This is a genomic window from Brevibacterium sp. UCMA 11754, assembly GCF_021532275.1.
Taxonomy (GTDB): Bacteria; Actinomycetota; Actinomycetes; order Actinomycetales; family Brevibacteriaceae; genus Brevibacterium.
Window position 1 is genome coordinate 89320 of sequence record NZ_JACBOT010000021.1, and the last position, 17994, is coordinate 107313.

Below are 17994 nucleotides of genomic sequence, written 5' to 3' on the forward strand. Positions count from 1 at the left end.
TTGCACTAACAGGGAGGAGATGCGTGACGATGAGTTCGCACGAGTTCCATGCCGAGGATGATTCTTCTCAAGCTACGACGGGCACTCCTGTCGGCCCCATCACCGTCACCAGCAACGGGCGATCCATCACTCGAGTCACTTGGCGAGAAACGGACACAGAATCCGGCCAGCTCGACGACACCGGTCTGGGTACTGCTGGCCCCGACGTTGACCACACTGACCCGCTTCTCGGCGAAGCACTGCGACAGCTTCGCGCCTACTTCGACGGAACCTTGACCACCTTCGATCTGCCCCTGGACCTGGGACAGATCTCGGCGACTGCGCGGACAGTGCTCACCACTCTCGACGAGACGGTTGAGCCCGGCACCACCGTCACCTACGGCGAGCTTGCCCGGCGCAGCGGGACGGGGATCCCCGCACGGGCAATCGGCAGCATCATGGGCCTGAATCCACTCCCGCTGGTCATCCCCTGCCATCGAGTCGTGGCCAGCGACGGTTTGGGCGGCTATTCCGGCGGTCGTCGTGGCGAGGGGTTGGCCACCAAGCGCTGGCTGCTCGAGTTCGAGGATGCACTCCCCCGCCCATTGTTCTGAACCGATTCAGCCCTCGAAGAGGCTCTGCCCGATGTACTCTCCCTCTGTGATGCCTGGCGGAATCGCCCACACCGTCGACCCGATCGGCGTGGTCCACTCATTGAGCAGATCCACCTCGGCGAGGCGGCGTTGGATCGGCAGGAACTGCCGGTCGATGTCGGCCTGAAACGAAGCGAACAGCAGTCCGGCCCCCTCCCCCGCGCCCGTCTCATAGTTGAACGTTCGCCGATGGATCTGAGTCTCCGGGCCCAGCCCATCTCGAGCCCTGGCCACATGCGAAGCCGCCGAGATCTTCGTCAGGCCGCGCTTGTCGACCGCGGCGAAGTCGGGAGCATCGAACTCGTCAGTTCCTGACAGCGGTGCACCCTGTTCGAGGGTCCGTCCCGTCGCGAACTCGCGTGCCGGCCGGTCAGCCTTGTCCCAGGTGTCCAGGTTCATCGCGATATCGCGCAACACCAGAGTCGTTCCCCCGCGCATCCACTCAGGCAGATGCGCGCCGAGGTCGTCCGGCGGTTCCCCGCGCGCGGAGTACACCGCATCCTTCCGGCCGGTGCCCTGTCCCCAGATGATGCGCGCGAAGTCTTCGGATCCCGATCCGGGATTGGCTGTCCCATCCAACTGTCCGAAGAGGTTCCGCTGGGTCTTCCCTACTGCTTTGCTGCCGTAGGAACGGCGGAACCCATCCCTCTGCCAGGCCACCTCGGCGAAGGTCCGGGAATCCTTCCACAGCATCCTTCGGGCATGTGCCAAGGTCAGCGGATCGTCACCGCAGATCTGGAGGAGCAGATCCCCTGTGCACAGGTCCGGATCGAGATCATCGATCGGAAACTTCTCCAGCGGACCCAACCAGCTCGGTACGGAGTTCTGCCCCGCCAGCTTCACGAGGCCGCGGCCGAATCCGAACGTGATGGTCAGTCGCGCCGGATCGTGGGCGAGTTCGGGTTCGGAGTCGGCCAGTGGGCCGCTGCCCTGCGTCAGGGCGGCGGCATCTGCAGTGAGCAGGCGCAGCCAGCGGACCACCTCGGCGGCGTTGATTCCGGGTTTCAGCGTCAATGCGAGGAAGTGCGCATGAGCCTGCGGAGGAGTCTCCACCCCGGACTGGTGAGGGGCGTAGAACGGTTCAGTGACCGGGCCGTTGGCTCCGCTGAGATCCCGGGACGGCGCGGCCGCGGAACGGCCGCCAGCTCCGGAGCGTCCCCCACCGAAGCCTGCGACGGCGCCGACCACTCCCGTCCCTCCGGCCGCGGCCGCCGATGCGATGAGGCGTCGGCGGCTGAAGCCGTGAGAATCAGAAGATGCATCTCTGGACTCGGGCTCAGTGGTCACTGCTGTCCCCGTGATCCATGTCCTTATGGTCGGCGCCGTCGCCTTCGTCATCGGCCTCGCCAGGGGCGTAGTTCTCCTGCGCACCCGAATAGTCCTTGGCGATGGCGGTCACCGGGAAGCTCTGCTGATCGGCGGTGACGAGCTCCAACGAGATCTCTTCGCCCGGTTTGATCGGCTTCGCCAACCCCATGACCATGATGTGATCGCCACCGGGCTTGAGGCTCAGGGACTTACCCGCAGGGATCGTGAAGCCGCCCTTCTTCTCCTGCATCGACATTCCTCCCGAGTTGTCTTCGAGAGTCTCGTGGAGTTGGACCTGGTCGGCGTCATCGTATTTCGCGGCGACGAGGTTGATGTCCTTGTCGCTGTTGTTCTTGAGTTCTCCGAATACAGCGGTCATGCCGTCGTCGGCGGCCTTGACCCAGGCGTTGTCGAGGCTCAGAGAGTCGACGCTGATCTGGGAGCTGCTCGCCTCTTCAGGCTCGCTCGCCTGGCTCTGGTTGCAAGCGCTGAGGCCGATCATGAAGGCAACTGACATGGTGGCCATCAGGGTGGTGTTCATTCGCATTTCGTCTGCACTTTCAGCTTGTCGGTGCAGCCGGGCACAGGTCGCGACTTGCGTCGACGCGGACGCGATCGGGCGCCGAGGCGATCGGGCGCGATCAGTCGCATGGACCCGATCGGGCACACGGTACGGCGCGTCTGCGACGGTGCATGGCTGTCACCAATGATGTGTGAGTCGGCGGGGTTTCCGCCGATGGTGAGATTTTGAGTTCAGACGAGAGCGGGCGGTCCGCGTCGGTAGTTCGGGCCGACGACGGCAGAGGTGATGGCCCGTGTCAGATTGAACTCGCCCTGGACGAGTCGGGTCGGGAATTCGGCCAGTACGCCGACCGCCTCGGCGAGTGACCGGAGCGCGGTGGCGACCGGCCCCAGCGCCAGCTGCAGGATGGTGAGGATGATGTCTTCGCCGCGCTTGAGGGCCACTGCGGTGACGATGACCGCGGCGATGTGAGCGAGCACCATGGCCAGGCTCGCACTCGAGCCGTCGCCGGCCATGTGCGACATCGGATGGGACATCGACCCAGCCTGGCCCAAGTCGAGGGCACCGGTCCCGTGGTTCATATGCTGGTGGCCCATGGCCGTTCCGGTCGTCGTTGCACCGGTGGCGGCGGGTGCGGCGGTGAACCAACCCATCGACAGGTGCATGAGGACCTGGCCCAAGCCGAGCAGTGATCCCAATGCCAGATATCCGAGTCGACGACCAGCGAGGATCGTTGCGGCCCATAAGGCGAAGACGAAGACGATCACGATGCCGACGAACGAGGTCGTGCCACCGGCGCCGACGTGCATCAGCACGGCCAGCAGAGTCGTCATGAGCGCGGCGAAGAGAGCACGAACCGACTTGTTCGACCCGGTCATGACTCTCCTCTCCTTGGGACGCTCACACGGATGACCTCATAGCTGAGCCTCAGGAGACTCAAAACTTCTACTCAGTGTAGAACTAATAGGGCCAATGGCGCCAGAGAGGTTACATCCTCAGCCAGGTGTCAGCGGTCTTCTTGATCATGGCTCCAGCTTCTTCGGCCGAGTCCAGCCAGGTCACCGGTTGGCCTTCGGGGTCGATCACCGCGTCGGAGAGGACGATGACGTCGAAGTTGCAGACGAGAGCGGCCATCGCGGAGGCACGAACCGATCCCGGCAGATCGCCGGCGCCGGTGCCGTCGGAAGCGTCTGCGTCATCCGCACCATCCGTGCTGCCTACGCCGTCCGGAGCATCCGCGCCGTCCGGAACATCTGCGTCGACCGGGGCATCTGCATCTTCGGAATTCGCGACTGTGCTCACGTCCCCACCGGCGATGACGATGCGGTCAATGCCCATGTCGTGGAGGCCGGGAGCCAGGTCTCGGATGCCGTCGAAGACGTCAGGCTTCTCCGAACGCAGCACGAGGTCTTCTTCGTCGGGCACGAAGATGGAGAGTTCCTCATCGTCGACGTCAACGAGTTCGTCCTTCGTTGAGGCGAAGATGAGCACACCGCCGACCGTGCGAGTGCGGCCGACGATGTCGACTAAGATCTCGGCGTTCTCGTCGGAGGTGTAACTGGCGTCATCGGTGTCAATGAGGAGCAGGGCATCCATGTCACCTATCGTGCCAGATTCTCAGGCTGGATGCTCATGTCCGCGTTCAGCAGCAGGTAGTCAGCGGGCATTCCCACGCCCAGCAGACTGTGCTGGTCATCGGCGCTGAGTCCCAGTGCCCGCAGCGGCACCAGACTCGCGGCCTGGACGGCTTCAAGCGGGCTCATACCCATCTCAGCCACCGCTCTCATCACCGCATAGTCCATGGTCAGCGTGGACCCGGCGATGGAGCCCGTCGCACCGTCCTCGCCCAGCAGTCGGGCCACGGAATCCTCCACCTTCACCGGCAGCGCTCCGAGCATGTAGTCCCCGTCGGCCATCCCCGTCGCGGCCATGGCATCTGTGATCAGCGCGATCCGCCCAGGAGCCAAGGTCGCCAGCATTCGCGCCGGCGGTGCCGCCACGTGCACTCCGTCGTTGATGAGTTCCAGCGTGACGTGTCCTGCCTCGATTGCGGCGAGGATCGGGCCCGGTGCCCTGTGGTGGATTCCGGGCATTGCGTTGAACGTGTGGGTGAGGATGCTCGCGCCCGCGTCGAAGGCACGGGCCGCTTCCTCGTACCCGGCCGCGGTGTGCCCGATGGCCACGCTCACCCCCGCCGAGGTGAACCGTGAGATCGCGTCGAGCGCACCGGGCAGTTCGGGGGCGATCGTGATCTGGGCCAGCGTTCCGTCAGCAGCCCTAAGGATCGATTCGACCGCCTCGGGGGTGGGTGCTGTGAGCACTTCGGGTGCGTGCGCACCCTTGAAGTCAGGGGACAGGAACGGGCCTTCGGCATGGAGACCGAGCACAGCAGGAGTGTCACGGCAGAGCCCGGCCCCGGCGGTCAAGGAGTGACAGAGCCCCTCGACCGTGTCCGAGACGTAGGAGAGGGCGAGCGCCCGGGTTCCGTGCCGGTGATGGACGGCGAGCACTTCGCTGAGTCCGACCTCTCCGTCTTCGGCGCTGGAGCCTCCGGCCCCGTGACAGTGGATGTCGACATAGGCGGGGGCCAGGTAGGCTCCTCCTGCGTCGCTGATCTGCACCCTCGCCGAGGTGGCCAGGTCCTGCCAGCCCGAACCTCGCCCGCGTGCAATGACATCTCCCCCAGCCTCGGCGAGCCAGTCATCGGCGGTTCCCAAGGCGAAACCGGCCGGATCACCGTCGAGGATGATGGCATTGTGGATGATCGTGTCCGCGAGCTCGTCGGCAGGCTGCTTACTCATCGGCCCTCCTGATGCATCGGTGCGAGTTCGATCTCGTACCCGGCTTGGACCAACTCGGTGGCAGCAACCGCCTCGAGCTGGGAATCGGTGATGATCGCCTGGAAGACTTCGGTGCCGCCGACCGAGGCGAAGGATCGTCTGCCGTACTTCGAGGAGTCAGCGACGACGATGGCCCGCTCGGCGCGTTCGGCCATGAGTCGGTTGACGTAGGCTTCGTCCTCGTTGGCTGTCATACCCCCGGCCGAAGCGGAGATCGCGTGGACGCCGACGAACGCGAGGTCGAGCCAGATGCTGCGCAGCACGGAGTCGACGAAGGATCCGACGAGTTCGAAGCTCGACGTGTTGATGACTCCCCCGCACACGATGACCTTGATGCCCGGGTGGATGGCGAGTCTGTTGGCGATGTCGACCGCATTGGTGACGATGGTGAGGTCGTGGAGGAGGTCGTCGCGTCGGCTCAGGGCATCGGCGACCATGAACGTGGTCGTGCCGCCGGAGAGTCCGATGACGGATCCGGGGGTGATCCGGTCGACCGCCGCTCGCGCGATTGCCGCCTTCGCCTCTGCAGAGGCTGCTTCCTTGTAGCGCAGCGACAGGTCGTAGTCGACGGCACGCCTGGTGGCTCCGCCATGGGTGCGTTCGACGAGCCTGCGCTGTTCGAGTAGGTCGAGGTCACGACGGATCGTGGCCAGAGAGACCTTCAGCTCCTGGCTGAGAGCCTCCACGCCGACAGTTGTCTCCCGGTCGAGTTTCGACAGGATGGAGTCGAGGCGGTCCTCACGCGTGCTCATAGAGTCAGTCTCTGTCCTTGCCGAGGGGATTGCAAAGGAGGCTGATCAGGCGGGCAGCCTCGGCTGCGAAGACCTCACGCGCGGGTCCGAGGTATTTCCGTGAGTCGACCATGTCCGGGTGGGCCTCCAGGGTCGTCCGCACAGAGCCTGAGAAGACCTTGTTGAGGTGGGTGGAGATGTTGATCTTGGCCATGCCCGCGGCAACGGCCCGACGGATCTCATCATCGGCGACGCCCGAGGAACCGTGCAGAACCAGGGGCACCGGCAGTCCGGCGGCCAGCTCGGCGATGAGTTCGAGGTCGAGGCGGCTGGTCCGCTCGACCTTCGCGTGCGAGGTGCCAACAGCCACGGCGAGCGCGTCGACTCCAGTTTCCGTCACGAACTCGGCTGCCGCGCTAGGGTCAGTGCGCACACCGGGTGCGTGTGCACCGTCCTTTCCGCCGATCTCACCCAGCTCCGCCTCGACGCTGATTCCGCGTCCGTGGGCACGACGGACCACGTTGGCGGTGATCGCACAGTTCTCCGCGAAGCTCAGGTGCGCTCCGTCGAACATCACGGAGTCGAAGCCGAGTTCCAGAGCCTCGGTCACAAGGTCGACGTCGGTCGCGTGATCGAGGTGGACGGCGATGGGGACCCGCGCGGATTCTGCAATCGCCATCGCGGCGCGGGCGATCGGAGCCAGGCTGCCGTGGTATTTCACGCAGTTCTCGGAGATCTGCATGATGACGGGCGCCTCCGCCTGTTCGGCGCCAGCCGCGATCGCCTCGGCGGATTCCAGGTGGATGACGTTGAATGCTCCGATGGCGGCGTCCGTCCCGGTCAGCAGGTCGGTCGTAGCGGCCCTGGTCATGTCTGCTCCTTCGTGATGACGACGTCGTGTCTCAGTTTCTGCCAATCGGGGTGGATCTGCCCCGCTTGGGGCATGAGCACCGCAGAGGCGGAGAGTGCGACCGCCTCCGTGAGGATCGTGCGAACGTCTTCGTCAGGCAGCCGAGCCGCCTCATCACTCTGCGAGTTCGCGGCCAGGCACCGGGCCAGGGCCGCCACAGAGGCGTCGCCGGCTCCCGTGGGATTGCCCTGCAGGACCCTCTCCAGACGCGCGCTCGAGCGCGGGCCGGTCCGGTCGACGAGGACCATCCCGTCCTCCCCACGGGAGACAAGGACATTGCTGGCTCCGGCACGAACCAGTTCCCCCGCCGAGGCGATCAGATCCTCGTGTTCGAACAGGTCCTTGTGTTCGAACAGTTCGTTCAGTTCCTCCGCATTCGGCTTCACCCAGTCGGCACCGGCCCGAGCCGCCCGGAGCAGTCCGGGCCCTGAGGTGTCGACGATGACGCTGACTCCGGCGGCATGCGCTGCTCTCACCAGCTTGGCGTGAAAGTCTTCGGGACAGTCTGCCGGAGTGGAGCCGGAGAGAACGAGCACGGTCACTGCCGGCTCGGACAGCCGTCGATCGATTGTCTCCGACAGCGCATCCCACACCTCGGGCGGGTGCTTCGCGGCTGTCTCGTTGAGCACGGTGGCACGTCCGGACCCTTCGACGACGGCATAGCTGCGTCGAAGCCTGCTCGGAGTCGGAGTGAGATCCCAGACCGGGCCGAGGGCAGGCGAGGCTTCGACGCCTGCTGCGCTGTCGGCCTCGGGTCGGTACTCGCCTGCCACTGGGCCCTGCACATATGCTCCGATCCCGGTGTCGGCCAGGATACGGGCCACGTTGATTCCCTTGCCGCCGAGTCTGCCGACTGCGGGATCGATCCGGTGCGAACGTCCCAGGTCCAGCTGTGAGGCGGTGATGGTGATGTCCCAGGCGGGGCTGAGCGTCACGGTGATCACGCGCGGCTCGTCCGCGGGCTGCACCTCTGCGCGCCCGATGCTCATGCCGGATCCCTCGTCAGCAGGCCAGCACCGATGAGCCCGGCGACGGGGCCCAAGCCAGCTCGGCGGATACTCGGCATCTGGTGGAAGTCCAGCCGGGACCGCAGCGCGGCCTCCACTCCGTCGAGGAGCTCATCGGCCCCACTCAAGCCGCCTCCCAGGATGATCGTCTCCGGTGCGACGACCGCCGCGATCTGTGCACACACGGCACCGAGCCCGTCGACCGCCTCGGCGAACACCTGTCGTGCAATCGGATCACCGGCATGCACGGCGTCGAGGACGTCCAAGGATCCTGCGACCGCGGTCCCGCTGCGCTGCGAATACCGCTTCGCGATCGACGACGCCGAGGCGATGTGCTCGATCGGCCCGCGGAACAGCCCCTCGGCGGTATCGACGGAGACCTCGGTGAATCCCACCTCTCCCGCATAGCCGCCGGCGGAGATCAGCCGACCGCCGACGCGGATGGCTGCCGCGATGCCCGTGCCGATGGTGATCATCACAGCGTCGTCGGGTGTGTCCTCGACCAGCTCGAATTCGGCCCGTCCGGCTGATCGCACATCGTGTGAGAGCCTGACCTCCAGATTCAGGCTCTCGCTCAACAGCGATCGGAACGGCACATTGCGCCACCCGAGGTTTGCGGAATGGATTCCGGTCCCGCCGGCCTCGTCGACGATTCCGGGGATGACCACGGCCGCCTCGGCGATGGGGTGTCCTTCGTGGTCCGCGGCGAAGGTCGAACGGAAGTCCGCGATGACGGCCATGACCTCCGACGCCGCGCTCTGCGTACATTCCGGGGTGGGGGCGGTCAGCGCATCGACGAGCCGACCAGCGGAGTCGAACAGCGCAGCCTTCATCCCGGTACCTCCGACGTCGACGGCCAGCGCCACTGGACCGGGACCCAGGCTCAGCCCTTCGGCAACGCGGAGGATCTCTGCGCGCGCCGTCATCCGCCCAGGACCACCGACCGTGTCAGTGAGCGCGGATTGTCGGGGTCGACGCCGAGGCGGCGGGCCCTGATGAGTGCGAGTGCGTGCAGCCGCACGAGCTCGGCCAACGGATCGCGGTCGGATTCGACGAATCTGGCCCCCGTGGCCTCGACCTGCTCGCGCAGCCCTGCCGGAGCATCACCGAGCTGCCAGGTCACGCGCCCCTTCGCGGCGATGGCGATGGGTCCGTGGCGGTACTCCATCGACGAGTACGATTCGGTCCAGGTCTGCGCGGATTCACGCAGCTTCAGCGCGGCCTCGTTGGCCAGACCCCACGTCCATCCCAGACCCAGGAAACTGAACTGCTCGGCGTCGATGAGTTCATCATCAAGGAGGCTGTCGGCGAACTCGGAGAAGTCGGGGGAGATTCCCGCAAGGACGGCCCTCGCATCCCCTATCGCGGTCTCCAGCTGGCTTCCCTGATCCAACCAGGAGCGCATGGCTGCGATGGCTGAGGTACCGAACCTCGTCTGCACGACAGATCGCTCATCGGCGAAATCAAGGGCGATGACGTCCGTGGCACGCTGAGCGATCGGCGATCCGTCGCTGCCGACGATGGCAGTGACCGGTGTGCGATCGCCGAGACGCTCGAGGGCGTCGACGAGCTCTGTGGTGGTGCCGGACCGGGAGATCGCGATGATGCGGTCGTAGCTCCGATGCGTGGGGTACTCGCTGGCGGTGAAGGCATCGGTCTCGCCCCTACCCAGCGTCTCCCGCAGGGAGGCGAACACCTGCCCGCCGAACCACGAGGACCCGCAGCCGATGACCGCGATCCGCTCCCCGTCCTGCGGCAGCGCCGAGGCCGGAGCCTCGAGGTTCAGAACCCGCTCCCATGTCTCTGGCTGGCTTCGCAGTTCCTGTGCCATGAACTCGCCGCGACCCGACATCGATCATCCTCCTGATTGTATTGACGATTAATCAATCATCATCATGGCATATTTATCTCTTGACAGATAGTATTCAAGTGCGCTTGTGTGTAACGTGCACCACAATCACGCGCCGCACTCCGGCGCGGCATATTCTCAAGCCAGTCTGACGAAGGAGCAGCAACATGGCTTTTCTCACCGACCTCAAACGAGCACCCCGACTCGTCATCATCGTCGCGTTCGCCGCGATCGCACTCGGCATCACCTACGGCTACGACATCTCCAACATCGCCGGTGCGCTGCTCTTCCTCGAGACCGACCTCGGCCTGAATAACGCCGAATTGGGCGGACTCGCCACTGCCGTCGTCATCGGCCAGATCGTCGGTGCCCTCTTCGGCGGCTCCCTGTCGAACTCGATCGGGCGGAAGAAGACGATGTTCGTCATCGCCGGCGGCTATATCCTCTTCTCCGTGATCTCCGGCCTTGCCCCCGGCTACCTGACTCTGCTGCTGGCGCGCCTGCTCCTGGGCGTCTCGATCGGCGTCGCCCTGGCTGTGGTGCCCGTCTTCATCGCCGAGTCGTCACCGACAAATGTTCGCGGCGGACTGCTCGTGGCCTACCAGGTCACCACGGTCGTCGGCATCGTCGCCGGCTACCTTGTGTGTTGGGGCCTTGCCCTCATCGAATCCTGGAGACTGATGCTCGGACTGGCGGCGCTGCCTGCGATCATCGTTCTGATCCTGCTGCTGCGAACTCGAGAGACTCCGCATTGGCTCATGCTCAAAGGGCGGGAGGACGAGGCCGCGAGCGCACTGCGCGCACTCGAACCCGACCGCGACATCGACCACGAGATCGCTCTGATCCGCGGCGAGCTCACCCAGGACAGCGGCCGGCTGGTCGACATGTTCCGCGGGCACCTGCTCAGGGCCACGATGTTCGTCATCGGCCTGGGTTTCTTCATCCAGATCACCGGCATCAACGCCACCATCTACTATGCTCCTTCGATCTTCGAGTCGATGGGGTTCGAGGGATACGGGTCGTTGTTGGGCCTGCCCGCCGTCGTCCAGACCTTCGCTCTCGTGGCGGTCATCGTGTCGATGTTCATCGTCGACCGCCTCGGCCGCCGCCCGGTGCTCTTGACCGGTATCGGCATCATGATCGTGTCGACGCTGGTACTGGTGCTCGTCTTCAGCCTCGGCGGAGAGGCAGGAAGCACCCAGTGGGGAACCGTCCTCGGCGTCATCGGCATCATCGCCTTCACCATGGGCTACACCTTCGGCTTCGGCTCCCTCGTGTGGGTCTACGCGGGTGAGACCTTCCCCTCGAAGTACCGAGCCTTGGGTGCTTCGCTGATGCTGACCTCCGACCTCGTCGCCAACGCGATCGTGGCGCAGTTCTTCCCGGACCTGCTCGACCTCATCGGCGGTGCCGGAGTCTTCCTCGTCTTCGGTGTGCTGGCCGCGCTGGCGTTCCTCTTCGTCTTCCGCTTCGCTCCGGAGACCAAGGGCCGCGACCTGACCGAGATCTCAGCGTATTGGGCCAATGGAGCAAAGTGGCCGACCGGTCTCAAACAGGTGTGACCGGCCCGCGTTGGTGCGACGTCTGGGCGCGAGCCGCGTCTCACCCCAGAGTGCGGACACGTTGGGCGTCGATATCGAGGACGTGCCTGTCGAGGAACGCCAGGACCGTGCGATACCAGACCTCGGCATTGCCGCGACCGGCCACCCAGTGTCCTTCGTCGGGGAAGTACAGAAAGCGATGCTGTGTGTGCCCCTCCGCGTCCAGCGGTGTCTTCGACCGGGACAGCAGGTCGTACCAGAGTTCCTGCCCCTGCCCGATGGGCACCCGGTAGTCCTTGTCACCGTGGATGACGAGCATCGGCACCTCGATCCGGTCGGCGAACAGGTGCGGCGAGTACGTCCCCGACTGCTTCCGCATGGCCACGTCCCAAGAGGCGTTGTCCGTGGTCCGCCCCATCGACGTCGTGTTCCACAGGGAGGCGTGCGTGATGATGCATCTGAACCGTTCGCTGGTGTGCCCGGCCACCCAGTTCGCCATGTACCCGCCGTAGGATCCGCCGGCCAGAGCGGTGCGCTCGGCATCGATGTCGGGGCGTTCGATGGCCGCGTCCGTGAGTGCGAGGATGTCCGTGAAGGGTGCCCCGCCCAGTTCCTGCTGACCGCGGTCGACCATCGACTGGCCGTAGCCGGTGGAGATCGCCGGATCCGGCAGCAGCACCGCATATCCGGCGGCCGCGAACGGTCCCGGGTTCCACCGATACGTCCAGGAGTTCCAGGATCCCCAGGGCCCGCCGTGGGCGAATACGACGAGTGGGAACGGACCTTCCCCGTCGGGCAGAGCCAACCAGGCTCGCACCTCGGTGCCGTCGTCACCGACGGCGGCCACCTCGGTGAGGGTGCCTGCCCCGTCGATGACGTTCGCCGGGTTGGCGAGCTCGCTGATCTGGCCCGAGATCAGGTCGATGGCGATGGGCAGTGGTGCGACATCGATCGCCGAGGCGGTCGCCACGACCGTGATTCCCTGCACCTGCAGTCCTGCAAAGGCATATTTCTGCCCCGGACCGCCCACCAGCCGCCGAGGCTGTTCGTCGTTGACATCACCGATGAAGACACTGCCGCGTCCGTGGTCGTCAGCGGTTGCCACGATCGTCGAATCGTCGGCCCAGACGGGGTCGAACCAGTGATCGGCTTCGGGCCAGACTGTCTCCAATGACCCTGTGTCGAGGTTGAGGAGCATGAGCGTCGCGGACAGGTTCGTCTTCGACGTCCAGAACTGCTCGCGGGTGACCAGGGCATGGGTTCCGTCGGGGCTGATCGCGTCGATGCCGAAACCGTGGTCGGCGGCAGCCTCGACCAGCAGTCGAGGTGCACTATGTTTGTGCAGGTCGATCTGCCAGATCTCGCTGGCCTCGAGCTGACCCGGGATCGGCTTCTCGACCTGGACGAGTACGAACTGCGCTTCCTCATCAACGGCCCAGTCGACGAGCCGTCCAGACGGCAGCGGCAGGTAGCGAAAAGTGAGTCCGGGGGAAGCGGCTGTGGTCGAATCTTCGCTGAAGCTGGTGGCCCCGGCGGCCGGGGTTGCGGACATGGCACCGTCGGACGTGGTCGTCTCGGATTCAGCAGCGCCCCGTGTGGCGTCGGGGGTGAGGTCCTCGTCGAATTCGTCGGTGATCTCGCTCAGGTCTGCGACCGCAAGGGTCTCCTGTCCCGGGCCCAGGTCATGATCCCAGTGGCGGATGGGGAAACCCGTGTGGAGGATTCCGCTGACCTTCGATTTTCTGCGTTCCTGACTGTATTCCTGGTGTTCGGGCTCGTTCGCGGCCCAGGTGTGGACGGGGAACTGCACGATCATGGAGTGGCCTTTGACCTCGATTCGGGAGAATCCCCCGTCGTGATCGGCGAGCTTGCGTGCTTCCCCGGTCTCCGGCAGGGCCCAGAGGCTGGGGCTTTCGGCATCCTTGCCGTCTTCGCCGGTGCGCTTGGCCGCGAAGTAGACGGTGCCCGAGTCGCTGATCGCGGCCGGGCCGATGGACTGATCGCCGCGGGTGATTCGGCGCGGTCGTTCACCGCTGATATCTGCCAGGTGGGAGAGGTAGCTGCTGCCCTCGGCGTTGAGGAAGGAATACTGGGCGATGACACGGCCGGTCTGGTTCGCCAGGAGGCCTTGCAGACGGCGGGCATCGAGGAGAGCAGTCACAGCGTCGTTGATCGTCATAGAACCATCCTAGGATCATCGCCGATGTTCGGGCCTGCAGACTTCTATTTGAATCTCGGCGCGGGAACCTTCTCCCCGTCGATGGTGACCGTGGGCAGCATCTGCTTGAACTCCTCTGCCGCGTCCGCGTCCGTTTCGAGAGCGCGCATCTCGACGCCGATGTCGACGAGGCGCCCATTTGTCTGGTATCCGATCCGGGTCCCGTACATGACTGTCGGCTCCTGGTTGATCGCGAAGATCTCCGTCGGGCCGAGCACACCTTGGTAAGACCAGTAGGATCCGGCCGCGAGGCTGCCCGTGCGCTGGGAGAGCACCGAGGAGTCCGGCTCCGCGAACGTGTACTTCTTCTTCGCATCGACGATCGACTGCGGAGACTCGTCGTAGCCCTTGCTGCAGGTGATGAGGATCGTGTCGCTGTCGGCGACGGAGGTGCCGCGGGAGAAGGAGTGGAAATCGTCGCTGGCCGATCCCTGAGTCCAGTCATCTGTCATCGCAACGCTGACGTCGACGGGGCATTCGGCGCCGAGGTTGACCGAGACTTCCTTCATCCCCTCGGGGATTCCGTCATCAGGGGGTGCCGTGGTGGGGTTCTCGCCGGCCTTCTTCTGCACTGCCACACGGACGGGACCGGAATCCCGTTCTGCGGTGCGGATCTGCAGAGCCGAGCAGCCGCTGAGAGCAAGGCTGATCAGTGCCGCTCCTGCCACGACTGTTCGCACCTTCGCAGCGTGTGTCATCACCGTTCATCCCTCGACCGCAGATCACGGCGGCTGCGTGGCTGCTGTCCCGAATCAGGCTGCTGTGTCTGAGGCGGCTGCGCCGGAGGCTGCTGAGGCTGCTGCTGCCAGGCCTGCACCGGCCCCGACTGGGGTCCAGGTTGGGACCCTGACTGCGGCGCTGCCTGTGGGTCCCCGAGTGACCGGCCCACGCCTGGGCCGGGCTTGAACTGGGAGTGCTGACCAGAGTCCGGTCGGAAACCGCCGCCCAGGGATTCTCCGGTCGACCGGTGGACGAGGTTGCCGTCGACTCGCTCGAGGCGTCGCTTCGAGGTTCGTCGCGGTGTGCCCAGGATCCGTCCCTGAAGCTCCGCCTCGTTAGGCTGCCGGGGAGGCAGGAAGCCGGGAGTCTGCCCCGAGTCGGGAAGCTGCACCGGCTGGACCGGATGAGATCCGGCCGCGGCATGCCCGACCTGATCGGCCATCGGCGGCACCGTCACCTGAGCGGCATCGCCGAGGACCGGCAACACCATACGCACCGAGGTGCCCACACCTTCTTGGCTGAACAGCTGCACCGAGCCGCCGTGACGGGTCACAATCGCCCGCACCAGTGACAGTCCCATGCCGGAACCGGCCACTGCACGAACGCGCGAGCCGCGTGAGAGTTCGTCCCACACCTGCTCCTGCTCCGTCAGCGGAATGCCGCTGCCGGTGTCGGCCACCTCGACGACGACCCAGCGGTGGCTGTCGATGATCTGCTCATTGGCACGCAGTTCGACGACTTCGGCCTGAGAGGAGTATTTGAGCGCATTGCCCAGCAGGTTGAGGATCGCTGTGAGCAGCAGATCTTCCTCACCGGCGATGTCGGGCAGACGCCAGGGTGCACGGGCGACCGTGGCCACGATCATGCGATCTTCTGCGCCGGGTGCCGTCGATGCATCCTCGACGGCCTGGTGGATGAGCCGATCGAGATCGACTCGGGAGTATTCGATGATGCGCGTCTCGACGTCGGCGAGTTTGCGCAGGTCGGCCAGCAGGCGTGCGACCCGGCGCGAGGAGATGTCTACCTGTTTGGCTGAGGATTCGACTTCGGTGATCGAGCCGCCCTCACGGACAACGTCGCGGATGCTCGCGGCCGATGTGCGCAGCGCGGTCAGCGGATTCTTCAGCTCGTGGTCCAGTCGGATGAGCATCCGATTGCGTTTGGCCAGGGAGTCCTCACTCGCCGCTGTCTCGATCGACTCCTTCAGTGCGGCCTCACGTCTGCGCAGATACCTCCAGGCGAAGAAGGCGCCGACGGCCAAGCCTGCCAGCACGAGGAAAAGCAGGAGCAGGAACAGCCAGATCTGGATCTCGATGACCAGAAAGTTCGTCATGGTGACCTCTGACCATCTTCGCCTCGGACCTCACCGACGAATCTGTAGCCCCGACCCTGCACGGTGGCGATCCACCGAGGTTCGGCGGCGTCCTCCCCGAGGACTCGGCGCAGTTCGGCCACACGGGAATCCACCGCACGTGTGCCCACGGCCTCTTCGAAGCCCCACAGGATCTCAAGCAGACGGGACCGTTCGATGAGTTCGTCCTTGTGGACCATGAGGTATTCCAGCAGGGTGAAGCCCTTGGGGGTGATGACAAGTTCGCGATTGCCCATCCATGCGCGCCTGCCCACACGATCGACGCGCAGGCCGAAGCTCGAAACCAGCACCGGAGCAGTGGCCAGGGGCGGTCCGTCTGTCCGGGTCCGACGCAGCACTGCGCGGATGCGCGCCACGAGCTCATGTGGGTCAAAGGGCTTGTTGAGGTAGTCGTCGGCGCCCTCTTCGAGCGCCATCGCCCGCTCGACGGCCTCTCCGACTTGGGTCAGCAGCAGAACCGGGACCCAGTTCTCCTCCTGGCGCAGTCGTCGCAGAACCTGTCTGCCATCGGCACCGGGCATGAGCACGTCAAGGACGCAGACATCGGGATTGTGCCGGTGGATCTCATCGAGGGCCAACAGGCCATCGCTGGCGGCGAGCACCCGAAAACCGGAGCGTTCGAGGAAGGGGACAACGGCGCCGAGGACATCGGGTTCGTCGTCGGCGACCAGCACCAAGGGCTGGGGTTCGTGCTGAGTGTCAGCCGTCATTGTGGTCCGTTCCACTTCCTCTTCTGCGTTCCCACGCGGCTTCCCTGGCTTCTGCCCGATCGACCGCCTCGGCGAGCTCATCTCGGTACAGCATAGAACGTCGCAGGTGCTTGGTGCGATAACCGGCTCGTCCGACCATGTGCGTGGCAACGGGAATCGTGACGAGTTGGAACGAGATGACGATCGCCAACGTCGTCACCGTCGACCATGCAGGGTACTGGATCGCAATCGCGACAGCCACCATCAGCAGCCCCAGGATCTGGGGCTTTGCGCTCGCGTGCATGCGTGAGAGGAGATCGCCGAAGCGCAGCAGACCCAGCGCGGCAGCCAGCGACAGCACCCCGCCGAGGAGGATGAGCACCGCAGAGATGATGTCGAGGATCATCGGCGTCCCCCTTCGTCTTCATCCGGTTCAGGTCCGGTGCGCTCACCGTCGTCGGAGTCCTCGGGTCCCGAGTCGGGTCCCGTACCCATCCCCTCAGCATCCGGGTCGGCGTCGGGGTCGGCGCTGGGGTCGGCGCTGGGGGCAGCGCCGGGGTCGGTTCCTTGGTCGAGTCCCACGGTCACAGGCTCTTCGTCTTCCTGCACGGTGATCGCATCGGGCCCGTCGGCGACATCGGATATTCCGCGGGCCACGTCATCGGGCCACTCCTCGCCGACCGGGGATTGTGCCTGCTGGCGGGCCCCGGTGCCGCTGTTCCCCTCGGTGTCATCGACTGATTCCTTGGGCATGTGCCAGTCCGAGCTGGAGAAGTCACTGAGTGAGCCCACCTCGGCGCCGGGGGTCATGGAATCGGACTTGGACACGTACCGGGAGACGCTGACGGAGCCCACGAATCCGAGCATCGCCAGCACGATGAGCACAGGCAGGAGATCCGTGCGACCGGACAGGGCCATGAACCCGCCCAAACCGCACATGATGGAGGCCAGCACAACGTCGGTGGCGATCATGCGATCGAGGATCGAAGGCCCTCGAACGATGCGGTAGAGGGCGATGATCGCCGATGTGGCCAGCAGCACCGAGGCTGCGACGATGAGGGTGTCGAGGACGATCTGGCTCATCAGGCACCTCCGCGTTCATCGGCCATCGGATCGGGGTTGACCTTCAGTGCGGCGAGGTCACGGTGGGAGCCGAGGGCTTTGATGAGCAGCTCTTCGATATGGTAGACGAGCTCTTTGGCGGCGAGGACCTTCTCCTCGGAATCGCAGTCGAGGACGTGCAGATAGAGGACGCCCAGCGCCCGGTCGCTGTCGACGATGATCGATCCGGGGATGAGGCTGGCAGTGTCGGCTACGAGTGTCATCAGAAGGTCCGAACTCGTGCGCAGGTCGCAGGCGATGACCGATCCGGCGCCCACCGCGCGCGGCCGGAATGCGTACCAAGCCACCTCGACAGAGGCGATGATGAGCGAATAGAGGAACCACAGTCCGTAGCTGAGGGCGTGGATGATGTTGAACCTGCCGGAGAGCACCACCGGCGGCAGGTAGAACACGCGGGTCACGACGAAGGCGAGGATGATGCCGGTGATGATGTGCATGAGCGACACCGCATCCCAGAGCATCACCCACAACAGGACGAGGAAGAACACCAGAACGAGCTGTTGGACGAAGCTCCTGCGTTTCGTCATCCGAG

At 65.2% G+C, this 17994-nt stretch carries 19 protein-coding genes; 2 read left to right on the forward strand and 17 right to left on the reverse strand.

Annotated elements, in window-relative coordinates; all coding sequences use genetic code 11:
• Positions 1-29 precede the first annotated feature (29 nt).
• Positions 30-593, forward strand: a complete 564-nt coding sequence (locus HX613_RS09440; protein WP_235345093.1) for a methylated-DNA--[protein]-cysteine S-methyltransferase — start codon at positions 30-32, stop codon at positions 591-593.
• Positions 594-599: 6 nt separating this feature from the next.
• Here the strand turns inward: HX613_RS09440 and HX613_RS09445 are convergent, their stop codons facing one another.
• From HX613_RS09445 to HX613_RS09490, 10 genes are all read right to left on the reverse strand, one after another.
• Positions 600-1919, reverse strand: a complete 1320-nt coding sequence (locus tag HX613_RS09445; RefSeq protein ID WP_235345094.1) for a Dyp-type peroxidase — start codon at positions 1917-1919, stop codon at positions 600-602.
• A complete protein-coding gene (locus tag HX613_RS09450) occupies positions 1909-2481 on the reverse strand; it encodes a copper chaperone PCu(A)C (RefSeq protein WP_235345095.1) in 573 nt (190 codons plus the stop codon). The genes HX613_RS09445 and HX613_RS09450 overlap by 11 nt, the downstream gene beginning before the upstream one ends.
• 212 nt (positions 2482-2693) lie before the next feature.
• Positions 2694-3341: a hypothetical protein gene (locus tag HX613_RS09455; protein WP_235345096.1), complete on the reverse strand. Its 648-nt coding sequence runs from the start codon at positions 3339-3341 to the stop codon at positions 2694-2696.
• Positions 3342-3450: 109 nt separating this feature from the next.
• Positions 3451-4059 carry a hypothetical protein gene (locus HX613_RS09460; RefSeq protein ID WP_235344860.1) on the reverse strand — a complete coding sequence of 203 codons (609 nt, stop codon included), beginning with the start codon at positions 4057-4059 and terminating at the stop codon, positions 3451-3453.
• A 5-nt stretch (positions 4060-4064) separates the two neighbouring features.
• Complete coding sequence (locus HX613_RS09465; protein WP_235344861.1) at positions 4065-5264, reverse strand: N-acetylglucosamine-6-phosphate deacetylase; 1200 nt, start codon at positions 5262-5264, stop codon at positions 4065-4067.
• Positions 5261-6055: a DeoR/GlpR family DNA-binding transcription regulator gene (locus HX613_RS09470; protein ID WP_235344862.1), complete on the reverse strand. Its 795-nt coding sequence runs from the start codon at positions 6053-6055 to the stop codon at positions 5261-5263. Before HX613_RS09470 ends, HX613_RS09465 begins: the two co-directional genes overlap by 4 nt.
• 4 nt (positions 6056-6059) lie before the next feature.
• Entirely contained in the window at positions 6060-6905 is an 846-nt protein-coding gene (locus tag HX613_RS09475) for a class II fructose-bisphosphate aldolase (protein WP_235344863.1), read from the reverse strand.
• Positions 6902-7933 carry a 1-phosphofructokinase family hexose kinase gene (locus tag HX613_RS09480; protein ID WP_235344864.1) on the reverse strand — a complete coding sequence of 344 codons (1032 nt, stop codon included), beginning with the start codon at positions 7931-7933 and terminating at the stop codon, positions 6902-6904. Before HX613_RS09480 ends, HX613_RS09475 begins: the two co-directional genes overlap by 4 nt.
• Positions 7930-8877 carry an ROK family protein gene (locus HX613_RS09485; RefSeq protein ID WP_235344865.1) on the reverse strand — a complete coding sequence of 316 codons (948 nt, stop codon included), beginning with the start codon at positions 8875-8877 and terminating at the stop codon, positions 7930-7932. The genes HX613_RS09480 and HX613_RS09485 overlap by 4 nt, the downstream gene beginning before the upstream one ends.
• The gene (locus tag HX613_RS09490) at positions 8874-9803 is read right to left on the reverse strand and encodes an SIS domain-containing protein (RefSeq protein WP_235345097.1); all 930 of its coding nucleotides are present in this window, start codon (positions 9801-9803) and stop codon (positions 8874-8876) included. Before HX613_RS09490 ends, HX613_RS09485 begins: the two co-directional genes overlap by 4 nt.
• Positions 9804-9967: 164 nt before the next feature.
• Between HX613_RS09490 and HX613_RS09495 the strand changes: the two genes are divergently transcribed.
• The gene (locus tag HX613_RS09495; protein WP_235345098.1) at positions 9968-11362 is read left to right on the forward strand and encodes a sugar porter family MFS transporter; all 1395 of its coding nucleotides are present in this window, start codon (positions 9968-9970) and stop codon (positions 11360-11362) included.
• 40 nt (positions 11363-11402) lie between these two features.
• Here HX613_RS09495 and HX613_RS09500 read toward each other — a convergent pair whose 3' ends face one another.
• Genes HX613_RS09500 through HX613_RS09530 form a run of 7 tightly spaced genes read right to left on the reverse strand, consistent with a single transcriptional unit; the run spans position 11403 to position 17989 of the window.
• Entirely contained in the window at positions 11403-13520 is a 2118-nt protein-coding gene (locus HX613_RS09500) for a S9 family peptidase (protein ID WP_235345099.1), read from the reverse strand.
• 44 nt (positions 13521-13564) lie between these two features.
• Positions 13565-14257, reverse strand: a complete 693-nt coding sequence (locus HX613_RS09505; protein WP_235345378.1) for a hypothetical protein — start codon at positions 14255-14257, stop codon at positions 13565-13567.
• Positions 14257-15612, reverse strand: a complete 1356-nt coding sequence (locus HX613_RS09510; RefSeq protein ID WP_235345100.1) for a sensor histidine kinase — start codon at positions 15610-15612, stop codon at positions 14257-14259. Before HX613_RS09510 ends, HX613_RS09505 begins: the two co-directional genes overlap by 1 nt.
• Entirely contained in the window at positions 15609-16361 is a 753-nt protein-coding gene (locus HX613_RS09515) for a response regulator transcription factor (RefSeq protein WP_235345101.1), read from the reverse strand. The genes HX613_RS09510 and HX613_RS09515 overlap by 4 nt, the downstream gene beginning before the upstream one ends.
• Complete coding sequence (gene mnhG / locus HX613_RS09520; RefSeq protein WP_204233481.1) at positions 16351-16746, reverse strand: monovalent cation/H(+) antiporter subunit G; 396 nt, start codon at positions 16744-16746, stop codon at positions 16351-16353. The genes HX613_RS09515 and mnhG overlap by 11 nt, the downstream gene beginning before the upstream one ends.
• On the reverse strand, positions 16743-17423 hold the full coding sequence (locus HX613_RS09525; RefSeq protein ID WP_235345102.1) for a monovalent cation/H+ antiporter complex subunit F: 681 nt from the start codon (positions 17421-17423) through the stop codon (positions 16743-16745). Before HX613_RS09525 ends, mnhG begins: the two co-directional genes overlap by 4 nt.
• Positions 17423-17989 carry a Na+/H+ antiporter subunit E gene (locus HX613_RS09530; protein ID WP_235345103.1) on the reverse strand — a complete coding sequence of 189 codons (567 nt, stop codon included), beginning with the start codon at positions 17987-17989 and terminating at the stop codon, positions 17423-17425. Before HX613_RS09530 ends, HX613_RS09525 begins: the two co-directional genes overlap by 1 nt.
• Positions 17990-17994: the final 5 nt, after the last annotated feature.